This window comes from Haoranjiania flava, from assembly GCF_025631005.1.
In the GTDB taxonomy this organism is placed as follows: Bacteria; Bacteroidota; Bacteroidia; order Chitinophagales; family Chitinophagaceae; genus Haoranjiania; species Haoranjiania flava.
In genome coordinates, this window is record NZ_JAOTPL010000034.1 from 1 (window position 1) to 12,528 (window position 12,528).

The 12,528-nt window shown below is 43.1% G+C and carries 10 protein-coding genes; 6 read left to right on the forward strand and 4 right to left on the reverse strand.

The features are described 5' to 3' along the window. On the forward strand, nucleotides 1–2,209 hold a 2,209-nt coding region (gene recG / locus OD355_RS13415), incomplete at its 5' end, for an ATP-dependent DNA helicase RecG (RefSeq protein WP_317619120.1). 139 nt (nucleotides 2,210–2,348) lie between these two features. Further along, the gene (locus OD355_RS13420) at nucleotides 2,349–3,104 is read left to right on the forward strand and encodes a C40 family peptidase (protein ID WP_263039003.1); all 756 of its coding nucleotides are present in this window, start codon (nucleotides 2,349–2,351) and stop codon (nucleotides 3,102–3,104) included. A gap of 173 nt (nucleotides 3,105–3,277) precedes the next feature. Here OD355_RS13420 and tgt read toward each other — a convergent pair whose 3' ends face one another. Beyond that, nucleotides 3,278–4,417, reverse strand: a complete 1,140-nt coding sequence (tgt, locus tag OD355_RS13425) for a tRNA guanosine(34) transglycosylase Tgt (protein WP_263039004.1) — start codon at nucleotides 4,415–4,417, stop codon at nucleotides 3,278–3,280. Between the two features lie 145 nt (nucleotides 4,418–4,562). On the opposite strand from tgt, the gene OD355_RS13430 reads away from it, so the two are divergent. Both OD355_RS13430 and aat read left to right on the forward strand, forming a co-directional pair. Further along, nucleotides 4,563–4,868 carry an ATP-dependent Clp protease adaptor ClpS gene (locus OD355_RS13430; RefSeq protein ID WP_263039005.1) on the forward strand — a complete coding sequence of 102 codons (306 nt, stop codon included), beginning with the start codon at nucleotides 4,563–4,565 and terminating at the stop codon, nucleotides 4,866–4,868. Beyond that, nucleotides 4,868–5,524 carry a leucyl/phenylalanyl-tRNA--protein transferase gene (gene aat, locus OD355_RS13435; RefSeq protein WP_263039006.1) on the forward strand — a complete coding sequence of 219 codons (657 nt, stop codon included), beginning with the start codon at nucleotides 4,868–4,870 and terminating at the stop codon, nucleotides 5,522–5,524. Before OD355_RS13430 ends, aat begins: the two co-directional genes overlap by 1 nt. Nucleotides 5,525–5,603: 79 nt before the next feature. Here aat and OD355_RS13440 read toward each other — a convergent pair whose 3' ends face one another. Continuing rightward, nucleotides 5,604–5,987 (reverse strand): hypothetical protein, encoded by a 384-nt coding sequence (locus OD355_RS13440; protein ID WP_263039007.1) that lies wholly within the window; start codon nucleotides 5,985–5,987, stop codon nucleotides 5,604–5,606. An 84-nt stretch (nucleotides 5,988–6,071) separates the two neighbouring features. On the opposite strand from OD355_RS13440, the gene OD355_RS13445 reads away from it, so the two are divergent. Together OD355_RS13445 and OD355_RS13450 are read left to right on the forward strand one after the other, a co-directional pair. Beyond that, nucleotides 6,072–6,863, forward strand: coding sequence for an HAD family hydrolase (locus tag OD355_RS13445; protein ID WP_263039008.1), 792 nt, complete (start codon nucleotides 6,072–6,074; stop codon nucleotides 6,861–6,863). Between the two features lie 347 nt (nucleotides 6,864–7,210). Continuing rightward, nucleotides 7,211–8,158: an alpha/beta hydrolase gene (locus OD355_RS13450; protein WP_263039009.1), complete on the forward strand. Its 948-nt coding sequence runs from the start codon at nucleotides 7,211–7,213 to the stop codon at nucleotides 8,156–8,158. Here OD355_RS13450 and priA read toward each other — a convergent pair. After that, nucleotides 8,155–10,602, reverse strand: coding sequence for a replication restart helicase PriA (gene priA, locus OD355_RS13455; protein WP_263039010.1), 2,448 nt, complete (start codon nucleotides 10,600–10,602; stop codon nucleotides 8,155–8,157). The genes OD355_RS13450 and priA overlap by 4 nt on opposite strands. Nucleotides 10,603–10,724: 122 nt before the next feature. Next, nucleotides 10,725–12,392: a PNGase F N-terminal domain-containing protein gene (locus OD355_RS13460; RefSeq protein WP_263039011.1), complete on the reverse strand. Its 1,668-nt coding sequence runs from the start codon at nucleotides 12,390–12,392 to the stop codon at nucleotides 10,725–10,727. Nucleotides 12,393–12,528: the final 136 nt, after the last annotated feature.

The following is a 12,528-nucleotide window of genomic DNA, read 5'->3' on the forward strand; positions in this document are numbered from 1 at the left end:
AAAAAAAGGTTTTCAGATTATTTCTTTGGAAAGCAAACCGGCAGGCTTTTTAATACCGCCATTGATGGTTATTTTTGCTTCAACTAAAAAAGAAATCATTTCAAACCTGGCAGACATATTGGAAAGCCCTATCGAATACCTGAAGGGTGTAGGCCCCCTCCGGGGTGATACACTGCGTAAGGAGCTGGGCATCTTTACCTTCCGCGATCTGCTGGAACATTATCCGCTGCGCTACATCGACAAAACCCAGGTATCTACAATATCGCAGATTGATTTTCAAACTGACTATATCCAGATAAAAGGCAGGTTTATTTTTTCTGACATTGTAGGAGAAAAACGTGCGAGGCGGCTTGTGGCACGCTTCCGGGATAATACGGGCATCATTGAACTGGTATGGTTCCAGGGCATTTCCTGGGTACAGAAGATCATTAACCTGGACGATGAATTCCTGGTATACGGCAAAGTCTCTTTCTTTAACGGGCAGGCACAAATATCACATCCTGAAATGGAAGCCGTAAAAGACCGGCAACAAACAGGCAAAAGCTACCTGGAACCCATTTACCCCACCACGGAAAAGCTGAAGGCTAAAAATATGAATGCACGGCAGATAGGCAAGCTTACCTACACACTGCTCAGCCTGCTGCAGCAAAAAGACATACCGGAAAATATTCCTGAAAATATTTTACAGGAGCTCAGGCTAATGCCGCGCTTTACCGCATTTGGCGCCATTCACTTCCCTAAAGATATGGATGAACAGAAAGCAGCGCTGAGAAGACTGAAGTTTGAGGAGTTCTTCCTGGCGCAGGTACGCCTGAACATTACCAGGATAGGCAGAAGCCGCCATTCGCAGGGAATAAAATTTGATAAGGTTGGCAGTATCTTCAAAGAGTTTTACGAACACCACCTCCCTTTCTCGCTGACCAATGCACAAAAAAGAGTGTTGAAAGAAATACGCCAGGATACTGCACGCGGACACCAGATGAACCGCCTGCTACAGGGTGATGTGGGCAGCGGTAAAACAATCGTAGCGCTGCTGAGCATGCTCATTGCCGTAGACAACGGCTATCAGTGCTGCATGATGGCGCCAACAGAAATATTGGCCGCACAGCATTACAAAAGCCTGCAGGAATTGATGAAAGACATGCCGGGCGTGAACATTGCATTGCTTACCGGCAGCGTAAAAACCAGGGAGCGCAGGGATATCCTGGAAAAAACTGCTGCGGGCGAAATACAAATACTCACAGGCACGCATGCGCTTATTGAAGATAAGGTAGTGTTTAAAAATCTCGGGCTTGCAATTGTAGACGAGCAGCACCGGTTCGGCGTGGCGCAGAGAGCGCGCCTGTGGAAAAAGAACAGCGTGCCGCCACACATCCTGGTGATGACTGCCACACCTATTCCCCGCACATTGGCTATGACAGCTTACGGAGATCTTGATTACAGCGTAATGGACGAATTGCCACCTGGCAGGCAACCCATAACTACCGTGCACCGGTATGAAACACAGCGCATGCTGGTGATGGACTTCCTGCGTGAAGAAATACACAAAGGACGGCAGGTCTATATTATTTATCCATTGATTGAAGAAAGCGAAAAACTGGACTACGAAAACCTGATGAATGGCTACGAACTGGTAAAAACTTACTTCCCGGAAGATAAATACAGCATTAGCATGGTACATGGCAGGCAAACGCCTGAATTGAAAGAAACAAACATGCAGCGGTTTGTAAACGGTGATACACAGATAATGGTTTCCACAACGGTGATAGAAGTGGGCGTAAATGTACCCAATGCCAGCGTGATGGTGATTGAAAGCACCGAAAAATTCGGCCTCTCGCAATTGCACCAGTTACGCGGGCGCGTGGGCAGGGGTTCGGAAAAAAGCTACTGTATACTGATGACCGGGAAGCAATTGGGCAAAGACGCACGTGAACGCATCAAGATCATGTGTGCTACAAATGACGGGTTTATGATAGCCGAAAAAGACCTGGAGCTGCGTGGCCCGGGCGATATAGAAGGAACCCGCCAGAGTGGTGAGCTGAATTTTAAACTGGTAAGCCTGGTAGCTGACAGAAATATACTGGAAGCTGCAAAAGAATACGCAGAAACATTAATTTCCGAAGATGAAAAACTGGAAAAACCGGAAAATGCGCCTCTCAAAAATTACCTGATGCGCCGGGGTAAAACAAATTGGAGCAAAATATCCTGACAGTGTTAAAAGAAGTTAACACTTACGCTTAACAATTATTTAAAATAAACTTAAAGTGGCAATAAAATACGAATATGCCAATACAGATACACTATATTCGCTTCGCAATCGTACCCAGTAAACTTAAAAATACGGACTTATGCAAAAAATGCTGTTTATTTTATGTTCCGCTATTTGCCTTTCAGCTTTTACACCTACTATATCATATGCAAATAACGGGCCAAAAATAAAATTAGGTAAAAAGAAAACAGAAAGTTCTAAAAAAACGGTCTTTAAAAAACAAAATACCCAGCTGTCCCTATCTAAAACCAACTCTAAACTGGCAGCATTAACCAAAGACCTTCCATCTAAACCTACTGCAAAAGAAATAGTAAAAAAAGATATTGAGAGAAAAGATGAGCTGGTGATCAAAGAAAGTCTTGAAGAATATGAAAAACTTGAAGACAACAGGTCAATGCTGAATAATTTTACTACACTTCAGGCTAAATACGCTTCCAGGTTGAATATAGTTGTAGATTCAGAAAAATTACTTTCAGACCTTACGCTTTTAAAAGAGATTGATTTCTGGTACGGCACTCCCTACAGGATGGGCGGCACTACCAAAAGAGGTGTTGACTGTTCAGCTTTTTCCCAAGCAGTAGTGAACGAAGTCTACAAATTAGATCTTCCGCGCACAGCAAGAGAACAATATGCATCTGTAGATAAAATTTCAAGAAAAGACCTGGTGCAGGGCGATCTTGTTTTCTTCAACACAAGCGGCGGTGTTTCTCACGTAGGCATATATATGGGTAACAATAAATTTATCCACTCTTCTTCGAGTAAAGGCGTTACCATCAGCGATTTGGATGAAACATATTGGGCCAACAGGTATATTGGCGCCGGAAAGCTTTTTTAAACCAGGACATTATAGTTGTTTTTAGTTAAGTTATATTCCCGAAAAAGGCTCGTAAAGAGCCTTTTTCATTGCTATAGGTTTATATTGTGCAATAGATTGTTTGTAACAATACAATGTATTCGGAGAGCGTCTCCCGCTTGAGTATTATTGTTTCTTCAGGCGGCAGCCAGCATCTACATCCTTATTTTAAGCCGCTGCACCATTTCCTGCTTCCAGGAAGTAAAATCTCCTGCAATAATGTGCCTGCGCGCCTCTTTTACGAGCCATAGGTAGAAAGAAAGATTATGCAGGCTGGCCAATTGCCCGGCCAGCAATTCACCTGAAACAAACAGATGCCGCAAGTATGCTTTGGAGTAATAATTACTGATCTCGTTTTCAAACCCGGCATCTATAGCCGAGAAATCATTTGCCCACTTTTTATTCTTCATATTCATGACGCCCTGAGTAGTAAACAGCATGCCGTTGCGCGCATTGCGGGTAGGCATTACACAATCAAACATATCCACTCCCAAAGAAATTCCCTCGAGGATATTCCACGGTGTGCCCACACCCATCAGGTAGCGGGGCTTATCCGCTGGCAGGTATTCACAGCTCAGCGCTGTAAATGCATACATCTCCTCCTCAGTCTCGCCCACACTCAAGCCTCCTATGGCGTTTCCTGCGGCATTTTTAGAGGCAATATATTGTGCTGATGCTATGCGCAGGTCTTTAAAGGTACTTCCCTGCACTATGGGGAAAAGGTTCTGGGTATGGCCATAGCGGCCTTCGGTTTCTGCAAGCCTGGCAAGGCAGCGGTCTAGCCAGCGATGTGTAAGCTCCATGCTTTTCCTGGCATACACGTACTCGCAGCCTGCATGCGGGCACTCATCAAAAGCCATGATGATATCTGCGCCAATGCTGCGTTGTATATCCATTACCTTTTCGGGGGAAAACAGATGCCTGCTGCCGTCAATATGCGACTGGAAGTAAACTCCCTCCTCTTTGATCTTGCGCGTGCCTGCCAGGGAAAACACCTGGTAGCCGCCGCTGTCTGTAAGTATGGGCTTCTGCCAACCGTTAAATTTATGCAGTCCGCCTGCCTGCTCAAGTACTTGAATACCCGGGCGCAGGTAAAGGTGGTATGTATTGCCTAAGATGATCTGTGCCTGCACAATGTTTGTGAGCTGTTGCTGGTTTACTGCTTTTACACTGCCAACAGTACCCACTGGCATAAAAATGGGTGTAAGGATTTCACCATGATCTGTGGTAATCTTTCCGGTGCGGGCTCTTGACAACGTGTCTGTATGCTGAAGATCGAAATTTAATTTTGCCATAAAAAATAATTGCGCAAAAATAGGAATAAAATAATGAAAGCGTATTAGAGGCTTTAAGGCCATCATCCATGCATCAATTGTATGCTTTATGATAAAATAAACCTTACCGGCCTGCTAAGACTCAAAAATTTTTTACATTTGCCTCATGAACAATTACAATGGCGACAAACCGTTACATTGGGAAGAAGAGCATTCCGACGTACTTACAGACAAAGCTGATAAATTTCAGCTGATCGTTTGGAATGACGATGTGAATACTTTTGATTGGGTAATACAAACGCTTATAGAGGTCTGCCGCCACGAGCCGGAGCAGGCCGAACAATGCACCCTGCTTATACATTTCAAAGGTAAGTGTGTGGTAAAGACGGGAGAATACGATACGCTTAAATCCATGAAAAACGAGATCATTGAGCGCGGCATAAACGCTACCATAGAAGCTCACGATGACTGATGCCGCTGCATATATTAAATGAAAAACTATGGTTTCCTCCCGTTGAAGATGCTGTTACCGACGGCCTTCTGGCAATAGGAGGCGATATTTCTTTCGACCGCTTACTGCTTGCCTACCGAAATGGAATTTTCCCGTGGTACGATGATGATGTACCGCTTTGGTGGAGCCCCAACCCGAGGTTTGTACTATTCCCGGATGAGCTGAGAGTAAGTAAAAGCATGCAGAGAACCCTGAGCAACGACAGCTTTGAATTCCGCATGAACACAGCGTTTGAAGACGTGATGCGCAACTGCAAAAGTATTCCGAGAAAGATGCAGCAGGGTACCTGGATCAATGAAACGCTCATACATCATTATATTCAATTACATAAAGCAGGCTATGCCTTAAGCGCAGAAGCCTGGCATCGGGGCACACTTGCGGGCGGCCTGTATGCAGTAAAGCTGGGTAATGTACTTTTTGGAGAAAGCATGTTTAGTAAAGAAAGCAATGCCAGCAAATTTGCATTCATTCGCCTGGTGCAAAAATTGCAAAAGGAAGGCTTAAAACTTATTGACTGCCAGGTTTATACACAGCACCTGGAAAGCCTGGGAGCCAGGATGATAGACAGAAAAGAGTTTATGCAGATACTACACGCTGAAATTCATCAAGACTACTAAATCAGGCAGGCATTTATGCCATCTCAGTATTTTACCCGGCTTTAATATTGATCTTGTGTATAAACATCTCTAAAACAACCTATTTAGTCTGTAACTTAGGTAAGGTACACATTGCCAGCATGCCGCCTGCCAATACCAGCAATAGATAAATACCGGCTTTCTTTTCAGGGCATTCACCGCCAAAGCATGTAGTTACCACAAAAAAATTTCTTATGGCCCACGCCATATTCAGCGCACAAATAAACAGATTAACGCGCTTAGCCCAAAGCTTCGGTACAAGAAATAAAGCGATTGCAATCACCGAAAAAAATATATTCATAAATGCCGGCTTGCCGAAATTAGTGCCTGTGGTATGCATACCGGTGATTGTAGCATCTATAGAAGCTATATGTACCCATGGAATAAAAGAGACAGCAATTAGAACCAAGGCAAGCGCCACGCCTGATATTTGAGAATATTTCATTTGATTTATCTTTTCCGGTGAACAAAAGTAAGAAGAAAAATGCTATCGGAAATTTTCAATAAGTTTGCCCAACACAGATGCACTATGATAAAATTAATTGTAACAGATATAGACGGTACCCTCCTTGACAATGACAAAAACCTTCCGCAGGACTTTTGGCACACAGAAGAAAAACTTTCAGCAAAAAACATATTGTTTGCCGCAGCAAGCGGGCGACAGTATTACAACCTGCAGGAATTGTTTAGCCCCATCAGTGAACGCTGCATATTTATTGCTGAAAATGGCGCTATGGTCATGTTTCGCGGAGAATGCCTGAGCCTCACTACAATTACAAAAGAACATGCCAACGATGTTATAAAACTGGCAAGAACCATAAAGGATACAGACATAATTTTATGTGGCATTAAAAGCGCCTACTACGAAAATAACAGCGAACAACTGTTGAAGTATGCATCTAATTATTATAAAAAAATAACTTACGCTGAAGACCTGACGAAAGTAGAAGATGAGTTTTTAAAAATTGCCATATGCGATTATTCAGGCCCGAGAACCAACAGCTACCCGCTGTTGAATCAAATGGCGACATTTTTAAAAGTGGTTGTTTCAGGCAGGAGATGGATAGACATAATGAACCTGAACACCAACAAAGGTGCAGCAGTAAGGCAGATCCAGAAAAAGTTCGGCATTACCGCTGACGAGACAATGGTTTTTGGAGATTTCCTCAACGACCTGGAAATGATGCAGGCTGGTACCCACAGCTATGCTATGCTGAATGCCGAACCGGAAATTAAAACCGCATCGAAATATATTACACAATATTCAAATAATGATAACGGGGTTGTAAAAACTATCCGCAGCATTATATTGAATGAATAGTGGTTTTTAATGCAGGTTCATCTGTGCAAGTGTAATGTTTTTTGCTGTAAAAAAATTACGGCTTCTAATTGCCATATTCCTATCGTAAACACTTGCCTTATTTATTAAAAGCACTCCGGCATAATTTTCTGCCCAGGTATATACTATTATTTACAACGATTACATTATCGGTTTTTAACACTATATTTATCATAGATTTGTAAATACATATAGCAGGGCACATGCTAACCCGTTGCCTATTAATTTATTACTACCAAAATAATATTATGTTAAATTTAAGCATATTATTATTATTCCTATGTCATTTTAACAACTGTTGTTATATTTATGTAAACAACCATTTCACTATGATAAAGTTTACAGCTTCTAATTTGTTTCCTGCAATGAATAAGACTGTAACAATCAGAAAATGCTTATCATTGATTATGCACCGGTATGTCCTCTATGTGATTATATTGTTTTCAACCGCAATTTCGTGCAACAAAACAAGCCTGTCATATGAAACTCAACGCCTGAAATCGGAGATAAAACAGAATGTACAATACGGCGCAGACGGTAAGCAGGCCATGGATATATACTTGCCCGAAAAACGCAGCAAAAAGGCTACGAAAGTGCTATTCCTGATACACGGCGGCTCATGGATTTCAGGCGATAAAGACGATTTTAGCTGGCAGATAGATGCCATTAAAGAAAAACTGAAAGGATGGGCTATCGTGAACGTTAATTACCGGCTTGCTATCCTGGATAAAAATCCTTTTCCCACCCAGGAGAATGATGTGAAAGCTGCAGCCACCTACGTTTATGAACGCCGGCAGGAGCTGGAGGTATCTACTGATTGGGTTTTTGTAGGGTTAAGTGCAGGCGCTCAACTGGCAATGCTACAGGGTTTTAAATACAATACACCGGTAAAGCCCAAAGCCGTGGTGAACTATTTTGGCCCTTGTGATCTTGAAGCGCTCTACAATTATTCTCAAAATGATTTTATTGCAACTATGACCTATAGTTACCTGCTGAACGGCAGCCCGGCACGCAGCCCGAAACTATATAAGGAAAGCAGCCCTATAAACTTTATAAACACTGAAACGCCGCCTACGCTAACTTTGTACGGCAGTGAAGATACAGCAGTTTCCCGCACGCAGCATACTATGCTGCACAATAAATTAAACGCTGCAGGTGTACCCAATAAGGTGATAGAATACGAAAATGAGACACATGAATTTACCCAGGCAGCCTTTATAAAATCCTGCGAAGATGTTGCAGCATTTTTAGGTGAGCATATAAACAGGGAGATCTAAACGGGGTCTACATTCGGCAATATAACTACGCTGCGGTATCGCTTGTTTGTTTGCAGTATAATGATCTGCTGGGCAATCAGGGTTTTGCAATAGTTGATCTGCCTGTTATCTTTCGGCAACTTGATCAGTATTTCATAAAGGTATTGATTGCGGATACGTGCTATCACGGGCTCAGCAGGGCCTATGATCCTGAATTTCCCTTGCTGCCTGATGCCGTTTACCAGGATGTTTGCAGCCTCTTCAGCAATATGTTTTTCTTTGTGTTTAAACACCACCTGGATCAGCCTTGTGAACGGCGGGTATTCGTAAAGGCGGCGGTTTTCTATTTCAAATTTGTAAAAATCTTTGTAGTCATGCCGGCGCACAAAATCAAGCACGGGGTGGTTGGTTTTAGAAACCTGGATGATCACCAGACCTTTATCGCCTCTGCGCCCCGCACGGCCGCTCACCTGCTCCATGAGCTGAAAGGCGCGCTCATTTACCCTGAAATCCGTAAAATTCAGGATACCGTCGGCATCTAAAATGCCTACCAGGTTTACATGTTCAAAGTCCAGGCCTTTTACAACCATTTGAGTTCCTACCAAGATGTCAATACGCTTTTGTTCAAACCTCCTGATAAGGGCATCATGGTCATGCTTTCCTTTCACAGAATCATAATCCATGCGCGCTATCTGCACATTGGAAAAGGTCTCTACCACAGTCTCTTCAATTTTCTCAGTGCCGAAATTCTTTTGTTTAAAATCATGAGAGCCGCATGCCACGCAGGTTTGAATAACGGGGTAATCTTTTCCACAGTAGTGGCAGGTTAATTTATTTTTGCCTTTGTGATAAGTAAGCGTAACGTCACAATCCGTACAGTGTGGTATCCATCCGCAGGTGTTGCAGATAAAATAGGGAGAGTAGCCGCGACGGTTCTGAAATAAGATTACCTGCTTATGATCTTCCATGGAGCGGTCAACAGCCTGGATAAGCTGTGGAGATAATATATGGCGCTCATTGCTGCCGGGCAGCGCTGGCACTGTCTTTAAGTCTACAAGCTGTATTTCCGGCATCTCCACCTTGCCGTAGCGTTCATTTAACTCTACCAGGCCGTATTTATTGTTTTGACAGTTCAGGTAAGTTTCCAGCGATGGTGTGGCGCTGCCTAATAAAACTCTGGCGCCGAATTGAGCAGCGTAGTATACCGCTGCATCGCGTGCATGATAGCGTGGCGCCGGCTCCTGCTGTTTGTAAGAGGCATCATGCTCCTCATCTACAATGATGAGTCCCAGGTCTTTGAACGGCAGGAACAGCGCCGATCTTGCACCTAAGAGAATTTTTACTTCACCTGATTTTATTTTGTTCCAGATCTCTACCCGTTCATTCGCGTTGAACTTAGAATGGTAAATAGCAATATTACCACCGAAATGTTTTTGCAGGCGGCGAATGATCTGTGCTGTCAGCGCAATCTCGGGAAGCATGTAAAGCGCCTGTTTGCCAAGGTTCAGCTGTTCTTCCAGCAGCTTGATGTATATCTGTGTTTTTCCGCTGGAAGTAACGCCGTGCAGCAAACACACATTCTTCTCTTCAAAACTGTTTTTAATAGCCTCCATGGCTGCCTGTTGTGCCACAGACAATTCAAAACCCAGCCGGATATCTGCATGCAGATCAGGCAGGCGGCCGACAGCACGTTTTTCTGCAACCAGTATTTTTTTATTGATCAGGGCTTTCAATTGCGGAGTGGTTGCGCCCGATTTTTTAAGCAGCGCAGATTGGATTACCTCTCCCTCAGTACTGCGCAAATGCAGGTATGCAAGCAACAATTCCATCTGCCTGGGTGCGCCCTGCCAGTCGTTGAGCAATTGCTCCAAAGCCTCGTCATTGTTGTATTGGGGGTGAAGGGTAATGTAAGTTTCCTTCTTTTCTTTATACTTTTGCTTAAGCTCTTCCCAGATAAAACAAACCTTATTTTCAATCAGTTTTTTTATCACCGGATATACATGCACGGAATCCAGCAATTGCTGCACTTCCGACAGACGCAGCTCTTTTTTTATAGACAATGCTTCAGCAACAATAAATTCTTCATCGTCCAGGTCCTGGAGTTCTTCTTCATTGATCTCATCATTCCATATCAAAACGCTTTCGCTCGACAGTTTAAAATTAGCCGGCAAAGCAGCCTGCATTACTTCACCTTCCGTGCATAAATAGTATTGTGCTATCCAGTTCCAGAGAGATAACTGATGGCCATACACCAGCGGTTCTTTATCAATAACGCTTAGTATGGGTTTTGGCTGAAATCCTTCAGGAGGCTCATGAAATAAACGTTTTACAATGCCTGTATATTTTTTGTTACGCAGCGCCACCTCTACACGGACACCGACCTGCATCTCGTCCGTAAACTCCTCCGGAACAGACCAGGTGTAGTTCCGGGGAAGATATAGCGGTATGATGATTTCTGCGAACACTAAGCAATTGGCGATTTATGAATGGTGAATTGATGTTAAAAGTTAATGATCTTTATTTCAATTTGAACTCTGTAATATGGAATTGTAATTTGTAATCTGTAATCTGCAATCTGTAATCAAATTTACTGCACCCCTTCCAATAATCCTGATACATTCCATCCGCTGTAGCTGCTGCCTTCCGGTTTGCCCATTGGTATGGCTACTTTCAGCAAATGCTTGCCGGGCTTTAAGTCGCCCAAAGGAATATGAATTGGATTGGTAGTAGTACCCGGGCACCAGTTGCTCCTGCTGAGGTCAGAGGATGATAAACCGTTACCGAAGTTTCCCGATACAGGATTCAGGTTTCTATAGGTGACACAGTCTGAGCGCCAGGGAATAAAAGAAAATACTTTTATACCATTAAGAAAAATGTCGTTGATCTTAGGCAAAAATTCATCTCCATTGCCCCATCCGCCCCAGCCGGTACTTACATAGCGCAGGTAAGCATCTTTCAAAGGTTTATCAAGCGTAAACGCTACTTTAAGCGAATCAGTACCAAACATATCTCCCAAACCCTGCCCCATCGACTCTGCCACATTGGTAGTATTAAAAAGCATTTTATGGAAATTGGCATTACCCGCTATAGCATTTTTGTTGCCGCTGCCGGGATATACTTTCAGGTCAAGGCTTACCACATGGCCGCCCGCATCGTAGTTATTTACCGACATCATCATATACACTTCTCTGCCGCTCAATGCAGTTTTCATGTCTGTGATCTCTTGTGAATAACTTGCAGAGTCAGGCCAGCTGTAGCCTTCTATCTGCGAGCGTTCGTTATAGGCGCCAATGCCGAAGGGTGTAAAAAAGCGCATCAACTCGTAAGGTACTGTAAAGCTTTTATGATCTACCATGGCGTAATAATGCTTACCGTTGGCGGCTTTGTAGGCAGGCAATACTTTCAGGTCATTTGCTTTAAATGCATTTATTAACGGCGCACCCTGATCAACAGGTATGGCAAACACTACGCCTGTCCTGTCATAGGCATCACCATTGGAACGCTGTGTAACCGTGATGAATACTGCATCTGAGGATTTGAATACAGGCAGCTTTATCTTTTTCAATAAAATATTCCCGTTGGCATAATGATATACCTGGTTAAGCTTATCAGGCAAGACTTTCGGATATTTATCTGAAAAATTAATGGTATCGTTATTGAAAATATTAATCGTAGTAAACCTGCTTTCAATAGCTGATCTTGTGAAAGCCGCACGGTTGGCGGCATAGTGCACGTTGGGCGGGAGTTCTGCTTTCAGGCCTTTATAAGTACCCTGGTTTATTTCCACAGCCTGCACAATGCTATTGCCGTTTCTTACGGCTTTTAAAATGGTGCCTAATTGCGGCATATAACCTATGGAAGGCGCGCCTTTCACCGGATGATCTTCATTATAAAATAATTCTATGGTGTTGGAGTTCACCACAAAAGTGGCTTTCTTACACACCACTCCGGCAATGGTTTCCGTAATATTTTCTTTCTTCAATACCGTTGATTCCTCAAAAGGCGAACGCAGGCCTGTGTAAGAGCCGTCCTGGTTTTTTACCAGTTGTATGGTTTGTTTGTTTTTGTAATCAATGTAGTTCTTTTCTCGCGTATCAGTTCCTGCATTTATCTCTGCAATAGTGCCATCAAAAACCACTACGCTGCGCCTTTCCGAAACTTCGCCATTATACATCGTTTTATAAACGATATACCCTTTCTGTGCAGACAGGAAAAAAGGAAGGATCAATGCTGCTAAAAAAACGATTCTTTTCATGTGTATTTATTTTATGTTTTTAGATCATTTTTCATAATCAATATTTTTAGAACAGGTTAAGAGATTAAATTTTCATGTACGTACTTCGGCAGTTTTTACACTGCTTTGTAACAACGGTTGGTGCTTAGCCTGTTTA